Raw genomic sequence first — 26,775 nt, 5'->3', positions numbered from 1 at the left:
CGGTTGGCTTGGATTTGTGGGGACGCGGGCCTGGTGCCCGGCTCTGGTGGCGGTGCGGGCTGGGGGTTTCACCCTCTCCCTGGCCCTCCCCCGTCGAGGGGGAGGGGATCTGAGGGGATCAGAGGCGGTCGGGGTGGCAAGAGTTGGCGGCGAGAGCGAAGGGGCCGCTACCAGTGAAAAACACCGCCCACTCTCCACTCAGGCCCGCGCTTGCGCCACCTGACCACCGCAAACCGCGAGTCCGCCGTCGCGAATACCGCCACTAGAACCGGAACAGCACCCACTGGGCGACCATGCCGTCGTCGCCGAAATCCGGGCCGGGCTCAAACAGGCCGTCGCCATTGGTATCGACCAGATAATAGGCAGGGCCAATCTTGGGCTCGACCCGGACGGCGACCAGTTTGCCGTTCTTGACCCATTCCTTGATGGTGGCGCCGTCGTCAGGCCGGACCCGAACAGTCGGTTCCAGCGTATTGCCTTGGCTAACCACCGGCCGGTCCTGCACCGGTTCGCCGGCGGTTGCGATGGCGGCAACGGTCACGGCCAGTACTGCAAGCATGGTTCGCATCAGAAGTCCCTCCCTACACGACACACAGTACACTGTGCGCCTTCATTATTGACCCAGCCTAAGGCCATGACCAGTCAGTTGCCTTTGATCCTCGTCGATGGATCATCATATTTGTTCCGCGCCTTTCATGCGCTGCCGCCGCTGACCAACAGCAAGGGCCAACCCACCGGCGCCGCCTACGGCGTGGTCGCAATGCTGAAGAAGCTGATGCAGCAGCATCAACCGGAGCGTATCGCGGTGGTGTTTGACGCCAGCGGCAAGACCTTTCGCGATGACATGTACCCGGAATACAAAGCCAACCGGCCACCGATGCCGGACGAGCTGCGCAGCCAGATCAAACCCCTGCACGAATTGATACGCGCGCTGGGTCTGCCGCTGGTGATGGAAAGCGGCGTCGAGGCTGATGACGTGATCGGCACGCTGGCCAAACACGCTGAAGCCCGTGGCCTGCCGGTGCTGATTTCCACCTCGGACAAGGACATGGCGCAGCTGGTCAGCGACAAGGTGAAAATCGCCAACTCGATGACCGATACCGTGATGGGCATTGCCGAAGTGATCGAGAAATTCGGCGTGCCGCCGGAACGCATCGTCGATTATCTGGCGTTGATGGGCGACAGCGTCGACAACATTCCGGGCGTGCCCGGCGTTGGGCCGAAAACCGCGGCGAAATGGATACAGGAGTTCGGTTCGTTTGATGCCGTGCTGGCGCGTGCCGCGGAAGTCAAAGGCAAGGCCGGCGAGAACCTGCGCGCGGCCGCGGCCACGCTGCCGCTGTCAAAAGCCTTGGCGACCATCAAATGCGATTGTGAACTGCCTTTTGATTTTGATGATCTGAAACCGGGCACACCAAACACCGACGCGCTGCGCGAGCTGTACAGCGACCTGGAGTTCAAAACCTGGCTGAAGGAAATTCTGAACGGCGAGCCGGTATTTGCCAACAAGGCGGCCGCGAAAGGCGCGAGCAAATCGGCCGGCAACGCCAGTAGCAAATCCGGCGCTGGCGATGAGGCTCCAACCGAAACCAACGCGCCGGCCGTCAGCATCCAGCGCGACGGTTACGAAAGCATTTTGACCGAGATCGATTTTCAGCGCTGGCTGGGCTGGCTTCAGGCCGCAGAACTCATTGCCTATGACAGCGAAACCACCAGTCTCGATGAAATGATTGCCGAGATTGTCGGCGTTTCCTTTTCACTCGCCGACGGCCGCGCCTGCTATATCCCGCTGGCGCATGATTACCTTGGTGCGCCAACCCAGCTCGATCGCAAGACGGTGTTGGCCGCATTGAAGCCGCTGCTCGAAGACGAGCAGAAAGCCAAGATTGGCCACAACATCAAATACGATCTGAAAGTGCTGGCCAATTACGGCATCACGCTGCGCGGGCTCGCGCACGACACCATGCTGGAAAGCTATGTGCTCGACGCCGCCGGCACCCGGCACGACATGGATACGCTGGCGCTGAAGCTGCTGGGCCATCAGACCATTTCGTTTACAGAGATTGCCGGCAAGGGCAAGGATCAGCTGACTTTCAATCAAATTGATCTGGAAACGGCCAGCACTTACGCCGCCGAAGATGCCGATGTCACCTTCAAGCTGCACCAACAACAGTGGCCACGCCTGCAAAAGGAAGCGCGGCTGCGCGGCGTCTACACCGATATCGAAATGCCGCTGGTGCCGGTGCTGGCCCGGATGGAACGCAATGGCGTGCTGATCGACGCTGGCAAATTGCGCGGCCAGAGTGTTGAAATGGCCAAGCGTATCGGCGAACTGGAGCAGCAGGCGTATGAGCTTGCCGGCCGACAATTCAATCTCGGTTCACCGAAGCAGCTCGGGCAGATTTTCTTTGAAGAAATGAAGTTGCCGGTGCTGCAGAAGACGCCGACCGGCGCCCCCTCGACCAATGAAGAAGTGCTGGAAGAATTGGCGCTCGACTATCCGCTGCCAAAATTGATTCTGGAGCATCGTCAGCTTTCAAAACTCAAATCGACCTACACCGACAAGCTGCCGGAACTGGTCAACCCCAAAACCGGTCGGGTCCACACTTCGTTCAATCAAACCGGCGCGGCGACCGGGCGGCTGTCGTCTACCGATCCGAACGTGCAGAACATTCCCATCCGCACCGAGGAAGGTCGCAAGATCCGTCAGGCTTTCATTGCGCCGAAAGGCCATATCCTGATGGCCGCCGACTATTCGCAGATTGAATTGCGGATCATGGCGCATCTGTCGAATGATCCGGGCCTGATGACCGCGTTCAAAAACGGTCAGGACGTGCACCGCGCCACCGCCGCAGAAATTTTTGAAGTGGCGCCGGAAGAGGTCAGTTCGGAAATGCGCCGGCGCGCCAAGGCGATCAATTTCGGTTTGATTTACGGCATGTCGGCGTTTGGTCTGGCTCGGCAAATCGATGTCGGCCGCGAAGAAGCCCAGCATTACATGAACCGCTATTTCGCCCGTTACCCCGGCGTCGAGCATTACATGAACGAGATTCGCGAACAGGCGCGACAAAACGGTTACGTCGAAACACTGTTTGGTCGACGCCTGTATCTGCCGGAAATCAAAGCCGCCAACCAGAACCGGCGCAAGGGCGCCGAACGGGTCGCCATCAACGCGCCAATGCAAGGCACCGCCGCTGATATCGTCAAGCGGGCAATGCTGGCGGTCGATAAATGGTTGATCGAGGAAAACGTACCCGCGAAGATGCTGCTGCAAGTGCACGACGAACTGGTGCTGGAAGTGGCCGACAACGCGGTCGAAGCGGTCAAAGAAAAACTGCGGGCGCTGATGAGCGGCGCCGCCGAGTTGGCCGTGCCGCTGGTGGTCGATGTCGGCACCGGCCTGAATTGGGATGAAGCACATTGAATCGGGATGTAATCGGCAGCGCGCGCGGCGAACGTGAATTTTCACGGCCGCCGATCACACATTCTTACACCCGTTGACGGAAACAAATTCCGCACTGTGGCGTCATAGTCAGCGAGTGCACATGACGTGCGCTCTCCCGCCCTCCCTCCATACGCGGGATCTTCGGATCGGTTTCCCCAAGCCGGTCTGTACTCCCCCGGCATGCGCCCTCCGCTGCCGGGGTTTCTTTTTTCTGCCAGCAGGGTTCGGGCCGTCGTAGTTCGGGCCAATGCGGTTCGAGCCATTTGCGCGAACCCTTCATCTGGACCTCTAGCTGACCCCTGTTGCGAGCCCCTCTTGTAAACCCCTGTGGGTAGATCGCCTTTGAGCGCGCGGTCGGTATTCGATGCGGCGAAACCGGGCAGAAGCGGTACGAGAGTGTCGGGGAAATTTACAGACTAGTCTGACCACGCCGTATTAACCGAGATAAATCAAGCAGTTAGTCTTTGGATCGGTTTTTGCTGTGACGCAGCACCGCGTTTGCCGGTTATCACAAGGAGAGTTTTGATGAAGTTCCGTGCCCTGTTTGCCGCCGCCCTGGCCTTTGTTGCCGGCAGCGCCAGCGCTGATCTGCAAGATTACGATTTCAACGGTACGTTTTCGCAAGACAACGATATCGTCACCCTGAGCTTCCACATCGACAACCCGGGCACCGTGACGATTTTCTCGTCGTCGTGGGATGACGGCGGTTTCGACCCGATCATCGCCATCTGGAATGCGATGGGCGGTCTGGTCCAGCAACAGGATGACGGCGGCAACGTCGGTTCGACGATGTCGAATGGCGTCAGCTACACCCACGGCACTTGGGATACCTATTACTCGGTCGCCCTGAATGCCGGTACTTACTTCCTGACCATTGCCCAATACGACAACTTCGCTGCCGGTGCCAACCTGAGCGACGGTTTCCGTTATGACGGCGATGCCCATTTCACCCACACCCTGGGTTATGGTCCGCAAGCCGATTTCAACGGCGTGCTGAACAGCAACGATGGCCGCAACGGCAGCTGGGCGTTCCACGTGCTGAACGTTGACGTTGCTGACCAAGTTGAAGTGCCGGAGCCGGCTGGCATTGCCCTGCTGGGTCTGGGTCTGGTTGCGCTGCGCCTGCGTCGCAAAGCCGCCTGATCATTTCTGCATGAAAAAAGCGCTGCATCTGCAGCGCTTTTTTTTGCCTTGAATTCGCCATTCTGACGCCGGTTCGGTGCGCGGCGGTCAATCTTCTTGCGCGTCGTACCATTCGTCCATTTTGGCTTTCAGCTCGTCCATGCCGATATTTTCGGTGGCCGAAAACAGCTGGGCGCTGTAACGCGGGTCGCCACGCAATTCTTTTTGCAGGGCGAGCAGGGCGTTCTTGCGGGCGCCAAAGGCCAGTTTGTCGGCCTTGGTCAGCAGCATGTGCACCGGTTTGCCGGCGGCGTCGGCCAGTTCCAGCATCAGCAGATCGTGATCGGTCAGCGGATGCCGGATATCCATCAGCAGGACAATGCCGCGCAGGCATTGCCGGGCTTTCAGGTAATCGGCCAGCGCACGCTGCCATTGGTCTTTCAGCGTGTGCGAGACCGCGGCATAGCCATAGCCGGGCAAGTCGACCAGCCGCCGTTCCGGATCGAGCTCGAACAGGTTGATGAGCTGGGTCCGGCCCGGGGTTTTCGAGGTCCGGGCCAGGCCTTTCTGGTTGGTCAGCGCATTCAGCGCCGTGCTCTTGCCAGCGTTGGAACGGCCGGCAAATGCGACCTCGATGCCTTCATCGGCCGGCAGCAGATGCCGGCCCGGGGCGGAAAGCAGGAAGCGGGCGTGGTTGTAATCCATAAGCGGTGCCGAACTGACCTCGGTTGAGAACACAGGTTTTGATGGTGCACGGGCTGGGCGTTTGCCCAGGTTAGCCCGTATAATCGCGCGGTTTTTGCCGCCGGACCGGCATTCTAGCAGCTACGCTAGTGCGGGTCGGTCACGCTGATTGGCTTAGCTCCCGGATTCCACCATGAAGAAACTGTTTGTTCTGGCTGCTGTGGTTGGCGCTTTCGCCAGCCTGGTTTCCCCGTCCGCACTGGCGGATGCCGCTGCCGGCAAGGCCAAATCGGCCGTTTGCGCCGCCTGCCATGGCCCGGATGGCAATAGTGTCACCCCGATCTGGCCGAAGCTGGCCGGTCAGGGCGAAGCCTACATCGTCAAGCAGCTGCACGATTTGAAGAAAGGCGGCGAAACCCAGGGCGCCGACGGCCGTTACGATCCGTCGATGTCGCCGATGGCGGCACCGCTGACTGACGCCGACATGGCCGATCTGGCCGCGTATTTCAGCAGCCAGCAAGTGCACTACGCCGGCGTCAAGAAAGAGTTTCTCGACGCGGGTCAGAAACTGTACCGCGGCGGCGACGCCAGCCGCGGCGTGCCGGCCTGCACCGCCTGCCACGGCCCGAATGGCACCGGCATGCCGGCAGCGAAATTCCCGTCGATCAGCGGCCAGCAGGTCGATTACACCATCAAGCAGCTGAAGGCCTTCCGCGCCGGCGAGCGCAAGAACGACCCGAACGGCATGATGCGTGGTGCGGCCAAGAACCTGACCGACGAGCAAATCACGGCGCTGGCCAATTATCTGGTCGGCCTGCACTGAACCGGGTTTGTTGACTCGGCCTTGCTGAACCGGATTTGCTGAATAGCGAATCTGATGAATGAAAAAAGCGGCTTTCGAGCCGCTTTTTTTATTGCCGGTCCGACCCCATGTCAGGGACATCGATAGCGCCGCGGACAAGCGCGGCAATATCGACACCGGCGCTGACAATTATGCCGCTCGCCATTGCCGCCGTGCCGGCTATGCTTGCCGTTACGCGTCCACTGGCCGACCGTTGCAGGCCGCAATCGCCATGAGCCCGAGCTTGCCATGATGTTGCTGTTGCCATGACCACCACCAGCCTCCGCCTGCTGTCCTGGAATATCCAGTGCGGCATCACCACCGAGCGCACCAGCGATTACCTGACCCGCGGCTGGCGCCATCTGCTGCCGCACAAGGCATCGCCGAGCAACTTGCGTCGCATCGCCGGCCTGCTGACCAGCTTCGATGTGGTCGCGCTGCAGGAGGCCGACGGCGGCAGCCTGCGTTCCGGCTTTATCAATCAGGTCGAATACCTGGCCGATTTGGCCGGCTTCCCGTACTGGCATGCCCAGCGCACCCGCAACCTCGCCCAGCTCGGCCAGCACGGCAACGGCCTGCTGTCGCGTTACCCGGTCCGGCAGGTGCATGAACACCGCTTGCCCGGTCTCATTCCCGGTCGCGGCGCCATTCAGGCCTTTCTTGGCGGCGCCGACAAGCAGGCCAGTCCGTCGCTGGTGCTGGTCGCGGTGCACCTGAGCCTTGGCAAGCGCGCGCGCCGGCATCAACTCGATTTCCTCGCCGAGCAGGTCAAGCAGTATCCGTATCTGGTGCTGATGGGCGACACCAATTGCGAGGCCCAGGAAATCGTCGACTGCTTTGGCCGCCACGGCATGGCGCTGAAAGGCCTGCCAAAAACCAGCCTGACCTTCCCGAGCTGGCAACCGCAACGCCAGCTCGACCACATCCTGGTCAGCGCCGCCTTGACCGTGCAGGCTGTGGAAGTGCTGCCATACTGTTATTCCGACCATCTGCCGGTCGCCATGGCGCTGGAATTGCCGGAAGCGATGACGCTCGGCGAGGCCAGTCACCGGATGCCCTTGGCGCCCGGTGCCATGCCGCGTCGGCTGGCGTGACGAATGATTGCTTGAGCTAACGAAGTTGATTGGCCCGACGAGCATTCGACGAGCGTGAACAGTAGGTTTGAACAGTGGGCTTGTATTGCGAAACCAGCGTGCCGCGCGCGCGAATTTGCCGTCACCGTCCGCACCCGAATTCAACCCGCCATGACGGATGGCCTGAACCGTGACCCGTAAACGTGATCTCGATTTGCCGCCGCTGACAGCACCGACTGCGGCCGGCAGTAACGCAGCGGCTACAACAGCGGCTGCCAATGCCGCAACAAACGTCGCGCCGGAAGCCGATCCGACCGAACTGGATCTGCTGCGTCGCGCGCTGGTGAAAGTCAGCTTTGCCGCCAACGGCGTCCACGAACAACTTGATCAAGCACTCAATGCCTTGCGGCAAACCGTGCGCAGCAACGGCGACAGCAGCGCCATTCAACAGAAAGTCGATGGCATCACCGATGTACTGCGCCGCATTGGCGATGAAACCAGCAACAAGCTCAAACTCGGCGTCAATGCCAGTGAATTGCTCAGTGCCTTTTTGACCGAAGATCTGCCGCCGGCCGTCGCCACCGATTTGCGCAAACTGCAATCGGCACCACCAGCCAACGGTTCTGAACTCGCCGCCGGCATTGTCCGCGCCTGCCTGCGCTGGCCGGACAAACAATCGCTGTGGCAACGCTGGTTTGGCAAAACGGCCGCGACGAGCAGCAGCGATCACGAAAGCAGTAACAAAGTCAGCGCCGAAATCACCGATCCGCTGCTGCGGCTGATCGACAGCATGCAGTTGCCGGAACCGAACCGCGTTGGTTTGCGGCAACTGCGTCAGCAATTTGTTCAGGTGCATGATCCGGACAAACTGGTCGAGCTGGTTGAAGAGCTGGCCAGCGTGCTGCTCGATGCCAGCGCGGTTGAGCAAGCGCAGTTCGAACAATTCCTGACCCAGCTCAGCACCCGGCTGGCGAAAGTGCAATCGTTTCTGCAGAACAGCGGCGAACGCGACAGCGCCGCCGCCGCCGATAGCGCGCAGCTCGACACCGACATGCGCACGCACATGAAAGGCCTGCATGACTGCGTCAGCAATGCCACCGATTTGCCGACGCTGCAAGCCGATATCGAAAGCCGGCTCGACCGGATTCTGGAAGGCGTGGATCGGTTCCGGGATTCACAAAAGCAGCGCCAGCAGCGCAGCGAACAGGAACTGAAAGCACTGCGCGAACAATTGCGTGCCACCGAAGACGAATCAGCCCGGCTGCGCGACAGCCTGTCCGAGCAGCGCACCCGCGCCGCCACCGATGCACTGACCCATATTCCGAACCGGCACGCCTATCACGATCGGCTCAATCAGGAATACAGTCGCTGGCGCCGTTATCGCGGCAAGATGGCCATGGTCATCTGTGACATTGATCATTTCAAACAGGTCAACGACAAATACGGTCACATGGCCGGCGACGCCGTGCTCAAACACATTTCGACCATGCTGCGCCACGGCATTCGCGAATCGGATTTTGTCGCCCGTTATGGCGGCGAAGAGTTTGTCATCCTGTTGCCGGAAACCGGGCTGGTCGACGCCACCAAGGCGATCAACAAACTGCGTCAGCGCATTGCCCAGACCAATCCCAGCATCGGCGGCCAGAGCATCAACGTCACGGTGTCATTTGGCGTCGCCGAATTCGAAGGCGATGATGTTCCGCGCGACGTCTTTCACCGCGCCGACACCGCGCTGTATCGCGCCAAGGGCAAGGGCCGCAATCAGGTCTGCTGTGAACGCAAAGGAGTCGGTGCCGCGGAAGAGTCGGCGGCCTGATTTGTTCCCTCCCCTGCCAGGGGGAGGGTTAGGGTGGGGGCATTGCCGCTCTGCTCTATTCGCTATTTCCACGGTTGTTCGTGCGGATGGTTTGCCGGGTCCCGCCCCGGCAGGCGGGTAACTTTCTTTGACGCAAAGAAAGTTACCAAAGAAACATGCCCGACTCCTCGCCGCGCTACGCGCGGTTCCCTGCGCTGCTCACTCCGTCTGGGGCTTTTCTGACAATACATCCATGTACAGTCAGAAAAGGCTTCGGCGTCCATGCCTTGCCCCTTCGGGCTGTTGACCCAGACTGCGCTCCGCTGCTCGGCTCGTCGGACGGGCGGCTGTGAATCCTTTTGCTAAGCTCATTCAGACAACAAGGGCTGGTGTTGAATGGAAAAATATCTATACCTAACGAAAGTTGAATGGGCTGATGCATGGATTAGTGGTGGGATTATTCCCCTATTTCTTGCTAGCACCTATAAGAATGACACGCGAGTAGGAACCAAGACGCCTGATGAAAATCTTGTACACGAATCGCCCATAGACCTGAAAAGTTTATCCCCCATTATTCATATTGGTGATGGTGCAAATGTGCGGGGATTGACTATTACTAACTCGTACTTTAATGGTCAGCGTATCCCTGACATAGTGAATGCTAACTATTACACGGATGACGGACTGACCCTGTCACTTAGTAACAGCTTTAGCGAAGAGATTGCCAGGAAATTGGGTAAGGCAGCATGCGTCAAGATCTACAATGTTGAAAAATTGAGGAGAGTCATTGATAAACAACTTGGTTTTAAGGGAGTTATGGGATCGTGCGAGTACACTAGCAGCCACCAGAGAAATCATTTTTTAAAGTCAACTGAAGATGCTTGGCAAAATGAATATCGGATCTTCTGGAGACATCCGAAGAATAGGACAGTACGTGTCCCTGCAGGCAATTCGGAGTTGGTGGCCATATTTGACTAAAGCTTATCGAACCTGTCTCAGGTTCGTCAGGGATTGAAATTAACCCAGTAAACTATCAAGTCGGCAGGAACGGTTCCATTTGTTCTTCAATCTGCTGACGTAACTCCATCAGCTTCTTGGCGTACTCTTCCATCGCCTTGTCTTCGGCTGATTGCGGTTGCCATTGCGGTACCGGAATCGGTTTGCCCTGGCTGTCGACTGCGACGAACACGATGATGCAATGGGTGGTCTTCTCGCGGTGCGGGCTGCGCGGATCGCCGGCGCTGACATCCACCGCGATGTGCAGCGAAGTCTTGCCGGTGTAGATCACCTGCGCCTGCACTTCGACCAGGCTGCCGATATGCACCGGTTTGTAAAAGCGGATGCCGCCAACATAAACGGTCACGCAATACTGACCGCTCCAACCGACGGCGCAGGTGTAGCCAGCCTGATCGATCCATTTCATCACGCTGCCGCCGTGCACCTTGCCACCAAAATTGACCTCGCCGGGTTCGGCCAGAAAGCGCAGGGTTTGGCTACGGTTCTGAGTCATGGCGGCATCCTTGGCACAGTGGCGATGATTGTGGTTGTGGTGCTGGTCGTGCTGGCTGTGAACAGTTGGGCGACACGGCTTTTGTTTTGACGATGCTTATTTCGGTTTGACCGCGTCGGCAGCCTGTTTGGCCTGCTTTGCGCGCGCCAGTGCCTGTTCGCGGATCTGCGCCGCCAGATTGAACGCGGCCTGATCGTCCGGCGTTTCCAGTTTCAGTGGCGGCACCGGCGTCGGTTTACGCCGGTCATCGAAAGCGACCATGGCGAAATGGGCGTGGGTGGCGCGCTCGAAATCATCGCCGCCGTGATCGACATAGACATCGACTCGCACCATCATCGAACTGCGTCCGACATGGACCACCTTGGCCGAGGTTTTCAACCGGTCACCGACCACCACCGGATGAACAAACTCGACCGCTTCAACCGCCGCCGTTGACACCGTGCGGCCGGCATAGCGAATCGCGGCGATGGCGGCCGTGGTGTCCATGATGGCGAGCAATTTGCCGCCGAACATCGAGCCATAGGGATTGGCGTCGTTCGGGAAGACAAAGTCCCAGGAATCGATGGTTTCAGCGACTTTCGGATAAAAAACGGGCTCGACCATGGCACACACTCACGACAGGAACGGTGGCGGCTGCGCAAGGCAGCCGCCGAACATGGCGTCAGTGTAGCACCGGACTTTGCCGGCATCGCAAACGCGCGCAGTGCGGGTGACTGGTGCTGACGATAGACGCGGTTGGAGATTGCGTGATGAGCGCGCTCAGCTTTCGTCCGCCAGCGCCTGCAGCAAGGCCCGTTGGGCGCGATAAGCCTGCTTCTTGCCCGGTTTTGCTTTGCGGTAGCTGCCATCGTGCTGCAGCAACCAGGCCTGGCTGTTGTCCTGCAGATAATTGACCAGCGTTTCGTGTTTGAGGCGACGCGCCAGCGCCTTGTCCAGAATGGGAAAACAGACCTCGACCCGGTGATGCAGATTGCGATCCATCCAGTCGGCGCTGGACGCGTAGATCTGTTCATGGTGGCCGTTGCGGAACCAGTACACCCGCGAGTGTTCGAGAAAGCGACCGATGATGGAACGCACCCGGATATTGTCACTGACACCCGGCACGCCCGGTTTCAGGCAGCAGACGCCGCGCACGATCAACTCAATCTTGACGCCAGCCTGTGACGCCGCGTACAGCGCGCGGATCATCGAGCTTTCGGTCAGCGAATTCATTTTGGCAAGAATCTTGGCCGGCTTGCCGGCGCGGGCATGATCGGCCTCGCGTTCGATCAGTTTCAGCAATTCGCTCTGCAGCGTGAACGGCGCCTGCAGGATGCGTTTCATTTCCAGCGTCTTGCCCATGCCGGTCAGTTGCTGGAACACCTTGTGCACGTCTTCGCACAGATCTGGCTCGGCGGTCAGCAACGACACATCGGTGTAGAGTTTGGCATTGGCAGCGTGATAGTTGCCGGTACCGAGATGAACATAGCGGCGCAGCTTGCGCTTTTCCCGCCGCACCACCAGCGTCATCTTGGCGTGGGTCTTGTGCCCGACCACGCCATACACCACCAGCACGCCGGCTTCCTGCAGCCGCGACGCCAGATCGATATTGTCCTGTTCATCAAAGCGGGCGCGCAGCTCGACCACGGCGGTCACTTCCTTGCCATTGCGAGCGGCGTCGATCAACGCCCGCGCCATGTCGGAATTTTTGCCGGTGCGGTACAGCGTCTGCTTGATCGCCAGCACATCCGGGTCGGCAGCGGCCTGACGGACGAACTCGACCACTGTTTCAAAACTTTCAAACGGGTGATGCAACAGAATGTCGCGCTCGGCAATCGCCTCGAACAGATGGTTGTGATGCTGCAGCACCGCCGGCGCGATGCGCGGCACCATGGGCCGGAAACAGAGATCCGGCCGCTCGACCAGACTGGTGATGGTCATCAAGCGATTCAGGTTGACCGGACCATTGACCCGGTACAGTTCGCGCTCGGTCAGGTTGCATTTCTGCAGCAGGAATTTGACGACGCGATCCGGACACTTGTCGCTGACTTCCAGCCGCACGGCGGTGCCAAAATGGCGCGACAGCAATTCGTTTTTCAGCGCGTTGGCCAGATCCTCGACGCCTTCTTCGTCGACATCCAGATCGGAGTCGCGGGTCAAGCGAAACTGGTACACGCCCTTGATGGTCATGCCCGGAAACAGTTCCGCCGCGTGCGCATGAATGACCGATGACAGGAACACAAAGCTGTCGCCACCCGGCGCCTGCTCGTTGGGCAAGCGAATCAAACGGGGCAAGGAGCGTGGCATGTGAATCACCGCGTAACTGGAATCGCGGCCGAAGGCATCCTTGCCTTCCAGCGAAATGATGAAGTGCAGTGATTTGTTGACCAGGCGCGGGAACGGATGAGCCAGGTCGAGCCCGATTGGTGAAATCACCGGCACCACTTCGTGATGAAAGTAGCGCTTGATCCAGTGCGCTTGCGCCTCTGTCCACTGTTTGCGCCGGATGAAATGGATATTGCTGTCGGCCAGCGCCGGCATCAGCACGTCATTGAAGATGCGGTACTGCTCGTCAACCAGCTGATGGGTGAAATCGGCAATGCGTTCGAGCACTTCATGCGGTGCCATGCCGTCGGCGCCCCGATGCGAGCCGGGCAGTTCGGTCCGGCGCACCATGTCGGACACGCGCACTTCAAAGAATTCATCGAGATTGCTGGAGCAGATGAAAATGAATTTCAACCGCTCCAGCAGCGGCAGCGATTCATCCAGCGCCTGTTGCAGCACGCGCCAGTTGAATTGCAGGAATGACAGTTCACGATTCAGGTACAACCCGGGATCGCCAAGATCCCGGTACGCTATCGGTTCCGGATGTTGCGAATTAGGTTGCGGATTCGGTTGCGGTTTGATCGGCGTAACCACGCTCAATTCTGGCGCCATCGTTGCGTCCTCGGCGCGCGGTTTGCCGTTGCTTGCTGCTGGGCCGGCGAAATCACCGGCCCTGCGGCAAGCGGCGCAGGACTACTCCTGCAACCAGCGCGCAACATCCTTGGCGAAGTAGGTCAGAATCGCATCGGCGCCGGCGCGACGCGCCGACAGCAGCGATTCCAGCACTATCGCCTTTTCGTTAATCCAGCCTTTTTCTGCGGCTGCCTTCACCATCGCGTATTCGCCGCTGACGTGATACAGAAACGTCGGCATGCCAAATTCGTCTTTCACTCGCCGGACAATGTCCAGATACGGCAGGCCCGGTTTGACCATGACCATGTCGGCGCCTTCGTCGATGTCGAGCGCGACTTCGTGCAGCGCTTCATCGCCGTTGGCCGGGTCCATCTGATAGGTGTTTTTGTTGCCCTTGCCGAGATTGCCGGCGCTGCCGACTGCATCGCGGAACGGTCCGTAAAAACTGGACGCATATTTGGCGCTGTAGGCAAGAATGCGAACGTTGTGATGACCGGCCGCTTCCAGCGCCGTGCGTATCGCGCCGATGCGACCATCCATCATGTCGGACGGCGCAACGATATCGGCACCGGCCTCGGCGTGTGACAGCGCCTGTTTGATCAAGGCCTGCACGGTGATGTCGTTGATGACGTAACCGGCGCCGTCGATGATGCCGTCCTGACCGTGGGTGGTGTACGGGTCCAGCGCCACGTCGGTGATCACACCGAGCTCGGGCAGCGCCGATTTGAGCGCGCGCACCGCGGTCTGGGCGAGCCCGTCCGGATTGAAACTTTCTTCCGCGCGCAGCGATTTTTTGTCGGCGCTGACCACCGGAAACAGCGCGATGGCCGGAACGCCGAGCCGAAACGCTTCTTTCGCTTCCTGCACCAGCTGATCGACGGTCAGCCGCCAGACGCCGGGCATCGAGGCGATGGGTTCGCGCTTCTGCTCACCTTCAATGACAAACACCGGCCAGATCAGGTTGTCGGCACTGAGGCTGTTTTCCCGCACCAGCCGGCGGCTGAACTCGGCGGCGCGGTTGCGACGCAAGCGACGATGGGGATAACGGCCAGGAAACGCAGACATGAACAACTCCAGCGGACAAAACGGATGGGTGGCCGATTATAGGCCTCCTGTTCGCCGCAGGCTTTGATGCTATGACGCTTTGATGACCGGAACATGACAAGCCGGCGCGCAGTTCATGACAACGCCGTCGGCAAGCTGACGGGCCTTCTGACGGGTTTTCTGACGGACCTTGCTACCGGTTCCGGCTCCGGCCGGGCCGGTTCAATTGACAAACGGCGGATCGGTCGCGGCCGGGCACTGGGCGACGGCAGTGGTGATGTCCTCGGCGCCGGACTGCAGCAGGAAACAGTCGTCGTAGACCGAGCAATAGCAGAGATCAAAACGAATGCGCTTGGCATTGGCGCGCAGGGCGGTGATGTCTTCCGGCGTGGCAAGCACGATGGCATCAATGGTCTTGCCGAACGGCAACACCCGATTATGCACCGTTGAGTAGGGGATGTCGTCCTGGCGGCCGGGCTTGAACTGCTGGAACATGGCATGCCAGCTCGGCAGCGGTTTGCCATCGAGCCACAGGCTGACGTGCCGGATGAGCGCCGGACCGACGCCATCATTGGCGATCACGATCCGCGACAGGCCCTTGCCGGCCAGATCACTGTTGTCGTTGATGACCGTGAGGTAAGGCCAGGCACTCATCCGCTGCTGTTCGTGCATCAGCTTGGCCTGGTACAGCGACACCGAAACGCCCGACACGCCGAGCAATACGGCGCCGAGCGCGGCTATCCACGAATGATCTTTCCACCACGGTTTGTCCACCTGCTGGGTATCGCTCATGCCGGCAACCAGTCCTGCGGTTTCAGGTAATGCTCATACAGACGCGCTTCCGGCGTGCCGGGTTGGGGCGTGTACGCATATTTCCAGCCACATAGCGGCGGCAGGCTGACCAGAATCGATTCGGTGCGGCCGCCGCTCTGCAGGCCGAACAAGGTGCCGCGATCGAACACCAGATTGAATTCGACATAGCGGCCGCGCCGGTACAGCTGAAACTCGCGCTCGCGCTCGCCATACGGCGTGTCTTTGCGCTTTTCGACAATCGGCGCATAAGCCTGCAGATAGCCATTGCCGACCGCCTGCATGATGCCGAAGCAGCGCTCGAAACCGCCTTCGTGCAAGTCGTCAAAAAACAAACCGCCGATGCCGCGTGGTTCGTTGCGGTGCTTCAAAAAGAAATACTCGTCGCACCATTTCTTGTAGGCGGGGTAAAGCTCACTGCCAAAGGGTGCCAGTGCGTCAGCGGCAGTCTGGTGCCAGTGCCGGCAGTCGTCGTCAAACCCGTAAAACGGCGTCAGATCAAAACCGCCACCAAACCACCAGACCGGTTCCGCCCCCGGCCGTTCGGCAATGAAAAAGCGCACGTTGGCATGCGAGGTCGGCACATAGGGATTGCGCGGATGGATCACCAGACTGACACCCATCGCCTGCCATTTGGCGCCGGCCAGTTCCGGCCGCGATGCGGTCGCCGACGGCGGCAGCGTGTCCCCCATGACATGGGAAAACATCACCCCGCCTTTTTCAAACACAGCGCCGTTTTCCAAAATCCGGGCGCGACCACCACCGCCTTCCGGCCGCTGCCATTCGTCCGTTGCAAAGACATTGCCGTCGATCGCCGACAGCCCGGCGCAGATCCGATCCTGCAGATTGAGCAGGAACGCTTTGACTTGTTCAGTATGTTGCGTCGCCACAGCGATGCTCCGGTATTTTGTAGGGTGCAACTTGTTGCACCACAGTTGTTTTAAACCGGTGCAATAAATTGCACCCTACGTTTAATTTGAGATAGGTCCGAACCGCGCAGCGTTTCGGACGCATAAAGTGCATTTGTACAAAGCCGAGACCCTGTTTCGCACCTACGGGGATCGCTACTGAGCGGTGTTCTTGGTCTCAAAGTCGCTTTTTATTTTTTCATTGAGCTCAAGGTACTGCTTAAATAGCTCTGCAAAAGGTGGCTCTAGGCCCGCGAAATATCCAATGGTTCGAATATGAATGCCATCGCCAGTCTGAACTGGCTGTCGAGCAATCCAAGCAGGATGGGCGGGATGACCTTGTTGCGTAAATGCTAAATTCACTCCCAACTCAGCACATTGAAATTTCTCTAATTTCTGCTCAGCAACGATTTGTTGTGGTTCGCCACAAGTTTCCACGACCTTGTTACGATAATCTTGCCACTGGTCAACAGAAATGTTTGCGCTCGGAAAGGGTTTGAAGTCCAGTGCGCCGATTTCGTTGGAGACCAGAACAAGCAAGACAATAATCACGAGACGCATATATATCCTTTTTGGCGTTGCTTAAATCCGAAAGCTCTCACCCGTCAGCCCATCCCGAATTTCCGAAGGCCCTTTGCGGCCGCCGAGCTTGCCCGGAATCACCGCATCGATTTCACCGTTGAACCATTGCCGCACTTGCAGTTCGGTCTTGGCGGCGCGGCGCCCGGCGTGATTGGCAGATGTGGAAACCAACGGGCCGTGGCGCAAACAGAGTTCGCGCACAACCGGATGCGCCGAGACGCGCACGGCAAGGGTATCGAACTTGCCGCGCAGCAGTGGCGAGACATGCGGGAAGGTGGGCAGCACCCAGGTGATCGGGCCGGGCCAGGTGCCGAGGATCTCGGTCAACCGATCCAGCGGCAGTGCGCCCCAATCGATCCACGGCGACAGTTGTTCGGGTTCGGCGGCGACGAGGATCAGGCCTTTGTGGGGCGGTCGCCGCTTGAGCTGCAGAATGCGTTCAACGGCTTCGAGACAATCCGGTGAACAACCTAGACCCCAAACCCCTTCGGTTGGGTAAGCGATGACGCCGTCACAGGCCAGCACTTCCCGCAGTGGTTGCTGGCGCCAGGCCGGCACCGAGGTTTTTTGCGCCATCGGCAATGCCATCCTTTTGTCGAAACGGTTTCACCTGATCGAATCCGCTTCGATTTGGCGAAACAGAACCCAGTTTTTGAAACCGCGTTACGCTTTCAGAATCGGGGCATCGGCCGGTAGCCAATCACGCAGCGCGCGGATCTTGTCGTGCAGTTCGACATGATGGTGGCAGTGCAGATTGATGTGGCCCAGTTTGCGCGCCGGCCGCTCATCCTTGTCGTACAGGTGCAGATGCGCGCCCGGTTGCCGCAGCACGGCATCGACATCGCCATGCTCGCCGATGATGTTGACCATCGCCGACGGTTGCCGCGCTTCGGTCGAGCCGAGCGGCTTGCCCAAAATGGCGCGCAGATGGTTTTCAAATTGGCTGGTTTCGGCGCCTTCGATGGTCCAGTGACCACTGTTGTGCACGCGCGGCGCCATCTCGTTGACCAGCAAGCGACCGTCTCGGGTTTCGAACAATTCCACCGTCAGCATGCCAACGTGATTGAGCTGCTTGAGCAGCCGGTTCATGTAGTCTTCGGCAGTTTGCTGCAACGCCGCCGGAACATTTTCCGCCGGTGCAATCGAGTAACGCAGAATGCCCTGGTAATGCCAATTTTCGGTCAGCGGATAGAACACCGCTTCGCCAGCGGCGTTGCGCGCCGCCAGCAGCGACAGTTCGCGGGTGTAATCGACAAACGCTTCGAGGATCAGCGGCGCTTGTTTGCCGAGCGCGGCCCAGGCGGTGTCGACATCAGCGGCGCTGCGCAGCACCGCCTGACCTTTGCCGTCGTAACCCATGGTGGTGGTTTTCAGCACGGCCGGCAGACCGAGTTCGGTCGCGGCGTTTTTTAGGTCATCGAGCGAGTGAATGGCGCGAAACGCCGGCGTCGGAATGCCAAGCTCGTTACACAGCGTTTTTTCTTTCAGCCGGTGCTGCGAGATGCGCAGCGAACCCGGACCGGGATACAGCGGCTTGCGCGCGGCAACGTATTCGGCCAGATCGATCGAAATGTTTTCGCTTTCGTAGGTGACCACATCGACGGCCGCCAGAAAGGCATCGAGCGCGGCCGGATCACGCTGATCAAAATTCTGGCCGAGGTGGGCGGCCGGCGCGGTCAAATCGCCGTCGTAAAATGCGCAGCGTATGCCGAGCGGCGTGCCCGCCAATGCCAACATCCGGCCCAACTGGCCGGCGCCCAGTACACCCACTTTCATCAAGAACGCCTCGTTTTGAAATCCGTCACAAGCGGCCGAATGGCGCGCGGCACCGACTCAGGGCTTGGCCGCACGCGGGTCCGGATTGGCCAGCACCCGTTCGGTCTGCGCCTTGCGGAAGGCATCGACCCGCGCCTGCACCGCCGGCTCGAAGGCACCGATAATCTGCGCTGCCAGCAAACCGGCATTGCCGGCACCAGCCTTGCCGATGGCGAGCGTACCGACCGCGATGCCGGTCGGCATCTGGACAATGGAATACAGCGAATCGACGCCGCTGAGCGCTTTCGACTCGACCGGCACGCCGAGCACCGGAAGCACCGTCTTGGCCGCGCACATGCCCGGCAGATGCGCGGCGCCACCGGCGCCGGCGATGATCACTTTCAGGCCGCGAGCTTGCGCAGCTTCGGCGTATTCGAACAAGAGGTCCGGGGTCCGGTGCGCTGACACCACGCGCACTTCATACGCCAGGCCGAGCTGATCCAGCATGGTCGCCGCGTGTTGCATCGTCTCCCAGTCGCTCTGGGAACCCATGATGATGCCTACCTGCACTTGCATCGAATGGCCTCGTTACGGTCGCGTGGTCGCCGCTCGGCTGCGCCCAAAATGACAAAAGCGGGGAAACCAGACCCCGCCGCCGGACTACCACAGGAAAGGTGCATATTCTGGCACAAGCTTCGGCAGATCTGCGGCTGGACTGCGGTCCGGGCTGCGTTTTTGGCCGAGCTCAGCGTCGGCGCAGATAACCGCCGGGCACGGCGGCAATCACGTTGTTCAGCTCCAGCGTCAGCAGCATGCCGGCGACCACGTCGGCACCGAAACCGGTGCGGGCGATCAGCTCGTCGGGGCTGACCGGATCAAAGCCCATTTCGGCCAGTAGCTGCAGTTGTTCGGCATCGAGGCCATCACGGTCAATGGGATTGACGGTGCTGGCGGCTTCGGCGCCAGCGCTGGTGGGCGACGTCAGCGTCAGCGGAATCAGCGCGCCGAGTTCTTCCAAAACATCCTTCGCCGTTTCGACCAGCTTGGCGCCTTGCCGGATCAGCTGGTGACAGCCCTTGGCCATCGGGTTGTGGATGGAACCGGGGATGGCAAAAACCTCGCGGCCCTGTTCCAGCGCCTGACGCGCGGTGATCAGGCTGCCGGACGACAGCGCCGCCTCGACCACCAGCGTGCCGAGCGACAGCCCCGAGATGATCCGGTTGCGCTGCGGAAACTGGTGCTTGAGCGGCGGGGTGCCGAGCGCGAATTCGGAAATCAGGGCGCCACCACCGGCGACGATGCGGTGGGCCAGCTCGCGGTGCGAGGCCGGATAGACCCGGTCAACACCGGTGCCAGCGACTGCGATGGTCGGACCCTTGCCGAGCAGGGCGCCTTCGTGGGCGGCGGCATCGATGCCCAGTGCAAGGCCAGAGGTGATAGTGAGCCCTGACTCGGCCAGCGCCTTGGCAAAGGCGACGGCATTGTCGCGACCGGGCGGGGTCGGGTTGCGGGAGCCGACGATGGCGAGCTGCGGGTCGGCCAGCAGCTCGGCGTTGCCGAGCACATAGAGCAGCAGCGGCGGGTCCGGCAGATCGCGCAGCAGCGCCGGGTAGCGGGGATCGTCGGGGCAAATCAGATGGCGTTCGGCGGTTTGCCAGGCCAGCGCGGCATCGACCCGGGCGGCGAGCTCGGCAGTTAGCGCCGGCAGCCGGTTGCGCAGGGCAAAGGGCTCGTCAGGCAGGCCGTGAGCCGATTGAAAAATTTTACCGTCGTACTGGGCCAGCAATGCCAGCTCCAGCCAAAGCTGTAACCGATCCGTGGTTACTGCAGTCATGGCGTCCGTGCTCCTAGGTGATTTTCACGCGTACTCAGCGGCAGAGCATCTTCGGGCGGCTGGCCGCGTCTGGTCAAGCCGAAGCGGACAAGGGCCGCAGTCGCCCCGGTGCCTATCGCGGCGCCTGTGACGACCATGGCCACAGCAAGAAAAAGGGCGGTGCTCTGTCGAACCCCGCCCTTGATTTCAGTAGCTGCAGTGAGCCATCACTTACTGGCTAAAACAGATCAATTCGGTGTCTTGGCAATGTCACCGACGTGGATGGCGCGGCTGGCATCCATCACCAGCGCCAGACTGACCTTGTCGAAGGTGCGGAACACCATCAGGTGACCGGCGGTTTCATCCGGCAGCTTGACTGCCTGACTGCCGGGACCGCCGGAGAAGAAGTCTTTCACCTTGCTGAAAAAGCTCTTGTTCTCGTCGGACTGGGCGCGATCGGCACCGATATCGTCCTTGATGAACTTGCCAGCGGCCCAGACCGTGAAGGTGTGGCCATTCTTGACGCCTTCGCGGGCGCCTTTGTTCAGCACCACGATGTTGTACTGGCCAATCTGGGTGACGCCGCCGTACACCGAGATAATCTGCGGCTGCAGGGTCTCCGGCGCCGGCGTCGGGAAGAAATTCGGCGCCAGATAGCTCTTCTCGACCGGCAGCGCGCGGTCACCGGCGCGCACTTCCTGCGGCGATTTGCGAAGCTGGAACGTGGCCGGGTCGCCTTCGCGGATCATCGCGGCATCGGCGACATGAATGGCTTCAAAGCCCAGCGTCTCTTCGGTAACCGGGTCTATATAGGCCGCACCCGGACGGAAAATGGTGTAGCTCTTTTCTTCCAGGCCGGTGTTGACGCCACGGACGTAGACATTGTTGCCCTGACCACCGACCACGTGTTCGCTGTCATTGGCCAGCACATAGGCGGCGTTTTTCAGCGATTCGTCGTCGATCACGCGGGCATCGGTCAGGAACGGTGCAATCAGTTCCAGCGGCAGGGTCGGGATGGCGTCGCCTTCCGACAGCACCCGGGCACGCGGTGACAGGCGGGTGGTGCCGTCAGCCATGCGGGTTTCGATGACATCGCTGTTGCCGCTGCTCGGCATCGCGGTGCCGGGGCCGGCAGTGCGCTGCACGCGCGGCTTGCCGTCGACATAGACTAGGCTCAGCACGTCGCCGGGATAAATCAGGTGCGGGTTTTCAATCTGCGGGTTGGCCTGCCAGATTTCCGGCCAGGACCAGGGATCGCTCAAATAGCGCGAGGAAATGTCCCAGAGGGTGTCGCCCTTGACCACCACATAGACTTCCGGCGGGTTGGGCGCCAGCTCGAGCGCCAGGGCCAGGCTGCTGGCAGCACTCAGGGTGAAGGCGGCGAGACCGACCACGATCTTGTTCATGGCTTCTATCCTTCTGCAGCGTGGCACCCCGGGCGGTCGCGGCCGGAGGTGCTTTCCAGTATGATCACCGGAGCTTAGCGGTTCGCCCAGTCGGCAGCTCGCCGGACTGGAAAAACTTGAGCTGGGCCCTAATCTTAGCAGGCGTTTTTCGCAGCTTACTAGAAGTTGTTCACCCTTTCCCATGGCCAAGTTAGAAATTCTTGAATATCCGGATCCGCGGCTGCGGACCCAAGCCAAGCCGGTTACCGACTTCGGCCCGGCGCTGCAGCAGCAGATCGACGACATGCTGGAGACCATGTATGCGGCTCCGGGCATTGGTCTGGCTGCCGCTCAGGTCGATATCCACAAGCAGCTGATCGTCATCGACGTCTCGGAAGAGAACAACCAGCCGATCGTCCTCATCAACCCCAAGGTGCTGGAAAAGCGCGGCGTTGAAGAGATGGAAGAAGGCTGCCTGTCATTCCCGGGCGTCTATGCCAAGGTCCAGCGCGCCAACGAGATCAAAATCAGCGCGCTCGACCGGCATGGCCAGCCGTTTGAAATCGATACCGGCGACTTGCTGGCGGTTTGCATCCAGCACGAGCTCGACCACATCGAAGGCAAGTTGTTTGTTGATTATTTGTCGCCGCTGAAACGCGAGCGCATCCGCAAGCAACTGGAAAAGAAACACCGGCGCGAAGCGCAAGACGCTGACGCCTGATTTGCTGCATCACAACCGGCGCCAAGAGCGCCGGTTGTTTTTTGGCAGACCGGCACGGCACCGTCATGATGGCGCTGCCATGCTGCAATGGCGCAACCCGTTTTACCTGAGCCGATCCAATCAACTTGACCACAGCCAATCAAGCCACCGTGACTACTGCCCGAATCGTTTTTGCCGGCACGCCGGAATTTGCCGCCAGCCATCTCGCTGCGCTGCTGCACGCCGGCATCCAGCCGGTGGCGGTTTACAGCCAACCGGATCGGCCGGCCGGTCGCGGCCAGCAATTGCAGATGTCGGCGGTCAAGCAACTGGCGCTGGCGCACGGCATTGCGGTCGAGCAACCGCTCAGTTTGAAAGCCGATGATGCGCAACAACGGCTGCGCGCCTATCAACCGGATTTGTTGATCGTGGTGGCCTACGGCTTGCTGTTGCCGCAAGCCGTGCTCGACATTCCAACACTGGGCTGCGTCAATGTTCACGGTTCGATATTGCCGCGCTGGCGCGGTGCAGCACCCATTCAACGCGCGCTGCTGGCCGGTGACAATGAAACCGGCGTCGATCTGATGCGCATGGGAGCCGGGCTGGATACCGGCCCGGTGCTGGCGTCGGCGCGCACGCCAATTCGCGCCGACGATACCGGCGGCAGCCTGCACGATCGACTGGCCCAGCTTGGCGCGGAATTGCTGGTGACGCATTTGCCACACTTGCTGCGCGGCGAATGCTCCGGGCAACAACAGAATGATGCGCTGGCCACCTACGCGAAAAAACTGGACAAGGCCGAAGCGCTGATCGACTGGTCGCAGTCGGCCGCGCAAATCGATCGCCAGATCCGTGCGTTCAATCCCTGGCCAGTGGCGCAAACGCAGCTCGGCAGCGATACCCTGCGGATCTGGTTCTCGCAGCTGTCTGATCGCAAAAAGAGTGCGGCCGCGGCCGGCACCATCATCGAGCATCAGAGCGATGCCTTGCTGGTGACCTGCGGTGATGGCGTGCTTGCGATCACTGAACTGCAATGGCCCGGTGGCAAACGGCTGCCGGTGCGCGACGTGCTGAATGCGCGCGCCAAACAACTGGCGGTCGGCAACCAGTTTGCGTCGCCGACCAGCGCGCAATCTGCGCACGAGAAGCCTGCACACGAGCAACGGAGTCTTTGATGAACCTTCGCGCCCACGCGACCGAACTGGTGACGGCTGTGCTGAAAGACGGCCGCTCACTCAATGAAATGCTGACGCCGGCGGCGCAAGCGTTTTCCGATAGCCGTGATCGGGCGCTGCTGAAAGAACTGGTGTACGGCAGTTTGCGCCACTTTCGCCGGCTCGCCGCCGTGCGCGATCGCCTGCTCAGTCAGGCGTTGCAAAATCCGCAAGGCAAACTCGCCAATCTGTTGGTCGTTGGTCTGTATCAGCTGATGTATACCCGCATCCCTGCGCATGCCGCAGTTGCCGATACCGTCAACGCCGTCAGTGACATCAATGAAGACCGGGCTCGCGGTCTGGTCAATGCGGTGTTGCGCAGCTATCAACGCAAAGGCGAAACGTTGCTGGCGCAAATCGACAGCGATTGGGGCGTGCAGCATTCGCATCCGGAATGGTTGGTCAGCGCATTCAAACGCGCTTACGGTCGCGACACCGAGCAACTACTGGCGGCCAACAATGCGCCTGCGCCGATGACGCTGCGGGTCAATTCCCGGCGCGGCAAGCTCACCGATTATCAGGCGCTGTTGACTGCGCTCGATATTGTCAGCACCGCGCATCCAGAAGCGCGCGACGCGCTGGTGCTGCAAACGCCCATGGACGTCAATCAGCTGCCCGGCTTTGCCGACGGCGCGGTCTCGGTGCAGGATGCGGCAGCGCAACTGGCGGCCGATTATCTCGACGTCCAGCCCGGCATGCGCGTGCTCGACGCCTGTTGCGCGCCCGGCGGCAAAACCGCGCATCTGCTGGAACGCACACCGACCGCCGAACTGCTCGCCATCGACAATGACATCAACCGGCTGGAACGGGTCCGGGAAACGCTGGCCCGGCTGCAGCTGCAGGCCGAGCTGAAAATGGCCGACGCCGGCGAACCCGCCAGCTGGTGGAACCAACAGCCATTCGATCGCATTCTGCTCGACGCGCCGTGTTCTGGCACCGGCGTGATCCGCCGTCATCCCGATATCAAATGGTTGCGCCGTGAGCGTGACATTCCGGTGCTGGCCGCGCAGCAGCTGAAGCTGTTGCAGGCGCTGTGGCCAACGCTGGCCCGTGGCGGTAAATTGCTCTACGCCACCTGCTCCAGTTTGCCGGCGGAAAATGCCGAGGTCATCGCCGCCTTTCTGGCCGGGCAAACCGATGCCGAATTGCTGCCATTGCCCGGTCACGCCGGTGACCGCGCCGATCGCGTCATTCGCACCGGTGAGGCGCAGATGGATGGCTTTTATTACGCTCTACTCGGCAAGCGTTGAGACTTGGCAAGCACTGAGCAACTTCGACACAGGCAGCACCGCGACCGACAGACAACAAGGAAGCAGGCATGCGGATTCTGATTTTGGGCGCAGGACAGGTCGGCAGCACACTGGCCATGCATCTTGCCCGCGAGAACAATGACATCACGCTGGTCGATAACGACGATCTGCGCTTGAAAGACATCAGCGAGCATCTTGATCTGCGCACCGTGCACGGCAACGCCGCTCATCCGAACGTGTTGCAGAGTGCTGGCGCCGACAACGCCGATTTGCTGATTGCGGTGACCAATTCCGACGAAACCAATATGGTCGCCTGCCAGATCGCAGACAGCCTGTTCAAGACACCGCTGAAAATCGCCCGCGTGCGCGCGCCCGAGTACAGCGCCTACGAAACCGAATTGTTTGGCGACGCCGACAGCAAGGAAGACAGCCGCGAAGGCAAGGGCGGCTTTGCCATCGATGTGCTGATTTCACCGGAGCAGCTGGTGACCCAAAGCATCATGGGTCTGATTGAATATCCGGGCGCTTTGCAGGTACTGGATTTCGCCGGCGGCAAAGTGCGACTGGTGGCGGTGCGCGCCTATTACGGCGGCCCGCTGGTCGGCAGTGCGATTGCCGCATTGCGCCAGCACATGCCAAAGGTCGATGCCCGCGTCGCGGCCATTTTCCGTCGCGGCAAACCGATCCGGCCGACCGGCGCCACCATCATTGAAGCCGACGATGAAGTGTTCTTCCTAGCTGCCAGCAATCACATTCAGGCGATCATCGGCGAGCTGCAAAAACTGGAACGGCCCTACGAGCGCATTCTGATCGCCGGTGGCGGCCATATCGGCCTCGGCCTCGCTGAAGCACTGCAATACGACGCCGAAGTCAAAATCATCGAACGCAATCCGCGCCGCGCGCAACTGATTTCCGAACGGTTGAAGAACGCCATCGTGCTGCAGGGTGACGGCACCGACGAGCAGCGGCTGAAAGACTGGAACATCGAAATGGCCGACGCGTTCATCGCGGTGACCAATTCCGATCAGGCCAACATCATGTCGGCCATGCTGGCGAAACGACTCGGCGCCGGCAAAACGCTGGCGCTGATCAACCAGGCCTCGTATGTCGATATCGTCCAGGGCCGTGATATCGACGTCGCCATTTCACCCGAGCAGGTGACCATCTCGGCGCTGCTGACCCATATTCGCCGCGGTCAGGTCAGCCAGGTGCACAGTCTGCGTCGCGGCGCCGCCGAAGCGATTGAAACCACTGCGCTCGGCGATGAGCGCTCCTCGAAAGTGGTCGGCCGACCGATCGGCAATGTGCCACTGCCGGAAGGCTGCGCCATTGGCGCGATTGTCCGCGACGAAGAAGTCATCATCGCCCACGACAACATCATCATTCAGGAAAACGATCACGTGATTTTGTTTCTGAGTGACAAGAAACATGTTGCGGCGATTGAGCGCTTGTTTAGTGTTGAGACGATGTTTGGCAGCTGAGTGTTCCCATGGTCGACGACATCATCGGTGGAATGCTCGGTGCCGCGTTGGCACCGGGAGGAAAGTTCAGCGAGTGGTTGGCTATGTTGCTTTGTTTTGCCGCGGCGGTCTTTTCCCTCGGATTCGGCGTCTGGTTTGCCTTTGTTGGCATTGAGGCAGTGCCACTGGCAATTCGGTTTGGAATAGCCTTTCTCTTTTTGCCAATCGTACTTGTCCGCTTTTGGCACGTTACTCAAATCAAAACATGCATCTTCACAGAAGGATTAGGGTGACCTGTCCCGCCTAATCCCGCCCAGCTGCCAGCAAAACTCGCATGGTCAAAAACTCATGGACAAGTCTTACAAACTTTCATTTGAGTGATTACCAGAGCTCGGATTTTTCTGTGTGTCGCCTATGCAGCATTCAGATCCGCCAACGTAAAAAACA

Annotated in this window: 25 protein-coding genes; 11 read left to right on the top strand and 14 right to left on the bottom strand. The window is 60.1% G+C overall.

Annotated elements, in window-relative coordinates; translation table 11 throughout:
- Nucleotides 1–262: 262 nt before the first annotated feature.
- Complete coding sequence (locus HPT27_RS03565; protein ID WP_172239057.1) at nucleotides 263–568, bottom strand: DUF2782 domain-containing protein; 306 nt, start codon at nucleotides 566–568, stop codon at nucleotides 263–265.
- 66 nt (nucleotides 569–634) lie between these two features.
- Between HPT27_RS03565 and polA the strand changes: the two genes are divergently transcribed.
- A complete protein-coding gene (gene polA, locus HPT27_RS03560; RefSeq protein WP_172239054.1) occupies nucleotides 635–3,424 on the top strand; it encodes a DNA polymerase I in 2,790 nt (929 codons plus the stop codon).
- 546 nt (nucleotides 3,425–3,970) lie between these two features.
- Nucleotides 3,971–4,588, top strand: a complete 618-nt coding sequence (locus HPT27_RS03555) for a DVUA0089 family protein (RefSeq protein WP_172239051.1) — start codon at nucleotides 3,971–3,973, stop codon at nucleotides 4,586–4,588.
- An 87-nt stretch (nucleotides 4,589–4,675) separates the two neighbouring features.
- Here HPT27_RS03555 and yihA read toward each other — a convergent pair whose 3' ends face one another.
- The gene (gene yihA, locus HPT27_RS03550) at nucleotides 4,676–5,272 is read right to left on the bottom strand and encodes a ribosome biogenesis GTP-binding protein YihA/YsxC (protein WP_172239048.1); all 597 of its coding nucleotides are present in this window, start codon (nucleotides 5,270–5,272) and stop codon (nucleotides 4,676–4,678) included.
- A 172-nt stretch (nucleotides 5,273–5,444) separates the two neighbouring features.
- Here yihA and HPT27_RS03545 point away from each other — a divergent pair, with 172 nt between their 5' ends.
- The 4 genes from HPT27_RS03545 to HPT27_RS03530 all read left to right on the top strand — a co-directional run bounded on the left by HPT27_RS03545 (nucleotide 5,445) and on the right by HPT27_RS03530 (nucleotide 9,938).
- Nucleotides 5,445–6,074: a c-type cytochrome gene (locus HPT27_RS03545; protein WP_172239045.1), complete on the top strand. Its 630-nt coding sequence runs from the start codon at nucleotides 5,445–5,447 to the stop codon at nucleotides 6,072–6,074.
- A 284-nt stretch (nucleotides 6,075–6,358) separates the two neighbouring features.
- Nucleotides 6,359–7,186: an endonuclease/exonuclease/phosphatase family protein gene (locus HPT27_RS03540; RefSeq protein WP_172239042.1), complete on the top strand. Its 828-nt coding sequence runs from the start codon at nucleotides 6,359–6,361 to the stop codon at nucleotides 7,184–7,186.
- 169 nt (nucleotides 7,187–7,355) lie between these two features.
- Nucleotides 7,356–8,981: a GGDEF domain-containing protein gene (locus HPT27_RS19565; RefSeq protein ID WP_172239039.1), complete on the top strand. Its 1,626-nt coding sequence runs from the start codon at nucleotides 7,356–7,358 to the stop codon at nucleotides 8,979–8,981.
- Between the two features lie 375 nt (nucleotides 8,982–9,356).
- Nucleotides 9,357–9,938 (top strand): hypothetical protein, encoded by a 582-nt coding sequence (locus HPT27_RS03530; protein ID WP_172239036.1) that lies wholly within the window; start codon nucleotides 9,357–9,359, stop codon nucleotides 9,936–9,938.
- 55 nt (nucleotides 9,939–9,993) lie between these two features.
- Here HPT27_RS03530 and HPT27_RS03525 read toward each other — a convergent pair whose 3' ends face one another.
- The 12 genes from HPT27_RS03525 to HPT27_RS03470 all read right to left on the bottom strand — a co-directional run bounded on the left by HPT27_RS03525 (nucleotide 9,994) and on the right by HPT27_RS03470 (nucleotide 21,725).
- Complete coding sequence (locus HPT27_RS03525) at nucleotides 9,994–10,470, bottom strand: acyl-CoA thioesterase (protein WP_172239033.1); 477 nt, start codon at nucleotides 10,468–10,470, stop codon at nucleotides 9,994–9,996.
- 96 nt (nucleotides 10,471–10,566) lie between these two features.
- Nucleotides 10,567–11,073, bottom strand: coding sequence for an acyl-CoA thioesterase (locus tag HPT27_RS03520; RefSeq protein ID WP_172239030.1), 507 nt, complete (start codon nucleotides 11,071–11,073; stop codon nucleotides 10,567–10,569).
- A gap of 156 nt (nucleotides 11,074–11,229) precedes the next feature.
- On the bottom strand, nucleotides 11,230–13,386 hold the full coding sequence (ppk1, locus tag HPT27_RS03515; protein WP_172239027.1) for a polyphosphate kinase 1: 2,157 nt from the start codon (nucleotides 13,384–13,386) through the stop codon (nucleotides 11,230–11,232).
- Between the two features lie 81 nt (nucleotides 13,387–13,467).
- Nucleotides 13,468–14,472, bottom strand: coding sequence for a porphobilinogen synthase (hemB, locus tag HPT27_RS03510; RefSeq protein ID WP_172239024.1), 1,005 nt, complete (start codon nucleotides 14,470–14,472; stop codon nucleotides 13,468–13,470).
- 201 nt (nucleotides 14,473–14,673) lie between these two features.
- A complete protein-coding gene (locus HPT27_RS03505; RefSeq protein ID WP_172239021.1) occupies nucleotides 14,674–15,243 on the bottom strand; it encodes a hypothetical protein in 570 nt (189 codons plus the stop codon).
- Entirely contained in the window at nucleotides 15,240–16,151 is a 912-nt protein-coding gene (gene hemF / locus HPT27_RS03500) for an oxygen-dependent coproporphyrinogen oxidase (RefSeq protein WP_172239018.1), read from the bottom strand. Before hemF ends, HPT27_RS03505 begins: the two co-directional genes overlap by 4 nt.
- Nucleotides 16,152–16,325: 174 nt before the next feature.
- A complete protein-coding gene (locus HPT27_RS03495; protein ID WP_172239015.1) occupies nucleotides 16,326–16,730 on the bottom strand; it encodes a hypothetical protein in 405 nt (134 codons plus the stop codon).
- Between the two features lie 21 nt (nucleotides 16,731–16,751).
- Nucleotides 16,752–17,327: a Sua5/YciO/YrdC/YwlC family protein gene (locus HPT27_RS03490; protein WP_172239011.1), complete on the bottom strand. Its 576-nt coding sequence runs from the start codon at nucleotides 17,325–17,327 to the stop codon at nucleotides 16,752–16,754.
- A gap of 87 nt (nucleotides 17,328–17,414) precedes the next feature.
- Nucleotides 17,415–18,527, bottom strand: coding sequence for a 5-(carboxyamino)imidazole ribonucleotide synthase (locus tag HPT27_RS03485; protein ID WP_172239008.1), 1,113 nt, complete (start codon nucleotides 18,525–18,527; stop codon nucleotides 17,415–17,417).
- Nucleotides 18,528–18,584: 57 nt separating this feature from the next.
- Nucleotides 18,585–19,082 carry a 5-(carboxyamino)imidazole ribonucleotide mutase gene (gene purE, locus HPT27_RS03480; RefSeq protein ID WP_172239005.1) on the bottom strand — a complete coding sequence of 166 codons (498 nt, stop codon included), beginning with the start codon at nucleotides 19,080–19,082 and terminating at the stop codon, nucleotides 18,585–18,587.
- A 169-nt stretch (nucleotides 19,083–19,251) separates the two neighbouring features.
- Entirely contained in the window at nucleotides 19,252–20,340 is a 1,089-nt protein-coding gene (gene dprA, locus HPT27_RS03475) for a DNA-processing protein DprA (protein WP_172239002.1), read from the bottom strand.
- Between the two features lie 227 nt (nucleotides 20,341–20,567).
- Nucleotides 20,568–21,725: a LysM peptidoglycan-binding domain-containing protein gene (locus tag HPT27_RS03470; RefSeq protein WP_172238999.1), complete on the bottom strand. Its 1,158-nt coding sequence runs from the start codon at nucleotides 21,723–21,725 to the stop codon at nucleotides 20,568–20,570.
- Between the two features lie 181 nt (nucleotides 21,726–21,906).
- On the opposite strand from HPT27_RS03470, the gene def reads away from it, so the two are divergent.
- The 5 genes from def (at nucleotide 21,907) to HPT27_RS03445 (ending at nucleotide 26,621) form a co-directional block, all read left to right on the top strand.
- A complete protein-coding gene (gene def, locus HPT27_RS03465) occupies nucleotides 21,907–22,425 on the top strand; it encodes a peptide deformylase (RefSeq protein ID WP_172238996.1) in 519 nt (172 codons plus the stop codon).
- Nucleotides 22,426–22,574: 149 nt separating this feature from the next.
- Entirely contained in the window at nucleotides 22,575–23,579 is a 1,005-nt protein-coding gene (gene fmt, locus HPT27_RS03460) for a methionyl-tRNA formyltransferase (RefSeq protein ID WP_172238993.1), read from the top strand.
- On the top strand, nucleotides 23,579–24,868 hold the full coding sequence (rsmB, locus tag HPT27_RS03455; protein ID WP_172238990.1) for a 16S rRNA (cytosine(967)-C(5))-methyltransferase RsmB: 1,290 nt from the start codon (nucleotides 23,579–23,581) through the stop codon (nucleotides 24,866–24,868). The genes fmt and rsmB overlap by 1 nt, the downstream gene beginning before the upstream one ends.
- A 68-nt stretch (nucleotides 24,869–24,936) precedes the next feature.
- A complete protein-coding gene (gene trkA / locus HPT27_RS03450) occupies nucleotides 24,937–26,349 on the top strand; it encodes a Trk system potassium transporter TrkA (RefSeq protein WP_172238987.1) in 1,413 nt (470 codons plus the stop codon).
- A gap of 8 nt (nucleotides 26,350–26,357) precedes the next feature.
- Entirely contained in the window at nucleotides 26,358–26,621 is a 264-nt protein-coding gene (locus HPT27_RS03445) for a hypothetical protein (protein WP_172238984.1), read from the top strand.
- The last annotated feature ends 154 nt before the right edge of the window (nucleotides 26,622–26,775 follow it).

Origin of the sequence: Permianibacter fluminis, from assembly GCF_013179735.1 — a bacterium.
In the GTDB taxonomy this organism is placed as follows: domain Bacteria; phylum Pseudomonadota; class Gammaproteobacteria; order Enterobacterales; family Permianibacteraceae; genus Permianibacter; species Permianibacter fluminis.
Note: the sequence above shows the minus strand (reverse complement) of the source record. Positions and strands in the feature narration are given on the sequence as shown.

Coding starts and splice junctions, on each gene's coding strand:
- HPT27_RS03565 (WP_172239057.1), bottom strand. CDS start 568: ATGCGAACCATGCTTGCAGTACTGGCCGTGACCGTTGCCGCCATCGCA.
- polA (WP_172239054.1), top strand. CDS start 635: ATGACCAGTCAGTTGCCTTTGATCCTCGTCGATGGATCATCATATTTG.
- HPT27_RS03555 (WP_172239051.1), top strand. CDS start 3,971: ATGAAGTTCCGTGCCCTGTTTGCCGCCGCCCTGGCCTTTGTTGCCGGC.
- yihA (WP_172239048.1), bottom strand. CDS start 5,272: ATGGATTACAACCACGCCCGCTTCCTGCTTTCCGCCCCGGGCCGGCAT.
- HPT27_RS03545 (WP_172239045.1), top strand. CDS start 5,445: ATGAAGAAACTGTTTGTTCTGGCTGCTGTGGTTGGCGCTTTCGCCAGC.
- HPT27_RS03540 (WP_172239042.1), top strand. CDS start 6,359: ATGACCACCACCAGCCTCCGCCTGCTGTCCTGGAATATCCAGTGCGGC.
- HPT27_RS03530 (WP_172239036.1), top strand. CDS start 9,357: ATGGAAAAATATCTATACCTAACGAAAGTTGAATGGGCTGATGCATGG.
- HPT27_RS03525 (WP_172239033.1), bottom strand. CDS start 10,470: ATGACTCAGAACCGTAGCCAAACCCTGCGCTTTCTGGCCGAACCCGGC.
- HPT27_RS03520 (WP_172239030.1), bottom strand. CDS start 11,073: ATGGTCGAGCCCGTTTTTTATCCGAAAGTCGCTGAAACCATCGATTCC.
- ppk1 (WP_172239027.1), bottom strand. CDS start 13,386: ATGGCGCCAGAATTGAGCGTGGTTACGCCGATCAAACCGCAACCGAAT.
- hemB (WP_172239024.1), bottom strand. CDS start 14,472: ATGTCTGCGTTTCCTGGCCGTTATCCCCATCGTCGCTTGCGTCGCAAC.
- HPT27_RS03505 (WP_172239021.1), bottom strand. CDS start 15,243: ATGAGCGATACCCAGCAGGTGGACAAACCGTGGTGGAAAGATCATTCG.
- HPT27_RS03495 (WP_172239015.1), bottom strand. CDS start 16,730: ATGCGTCTCGTGATTATTGTCTTGCTTGTTCTGGTCTCCAACGAAATC.
- HPT27_RS03490 (WP_172239011.1), bottom strand. CDS start 17,327: ATGGCGCAAAAAACCTCGGTGCCGGCCTGGCGCCAGCAACCACTGCGG.
- HPT27_RS03485 (WP_172239008.1), bottom strand. CDS start 18,527: ATGAAAGTGGGTGTACTGGGCGCCGGCCAGTTGGGCCGGATGTTGGCA.
- purE (WP_172239005.1), bottom strand. CDS start 19,082: ATGCAAGTGCAGGTAGGCATCATCATGGGTTCCCAGAGCGACTGGGAG.
- dprA (WP_172239002.1), bottom strand. CDS start 20,340: ATGACTGCAGTAACCACGGATCGGTTACAGCTTTGGCTGGAGCTGGCA.
- HPT27_RS03470 (WP_172238999.1), bottom strand. CDS start 21,725: ATGAACAAGATCGTGGTCGGTCTCGCCGCCTTCACCCTGAGTGCTGCC.
- def (WP_172238996.1), top strand. CDS start 21,907: ATGGCCAAGTTAGAAATTCTTGAATATCCGGATCCGCGGCTGCGGACC.
- rsmB (WP_172238990.1), top strand. CDS start 23,579: ATGAACCTTCGCGCCCACGCGACCGAACTGGTGACGGCTGTGCTGAAA.
- trkA (WP_172238987.1), top strand. CDS start 24,937: ATGCGGATTCTGATTTTGGGCGCAGGACAGGTCGGCAGCACACTGGCC.
- HPT27_RS03445 (WP_172238984.1), top strand. CDS start 26,358: ATGGTCGACGACATCATCGGTGGAATGCTCGGTGCCGCGTTGGCACCG.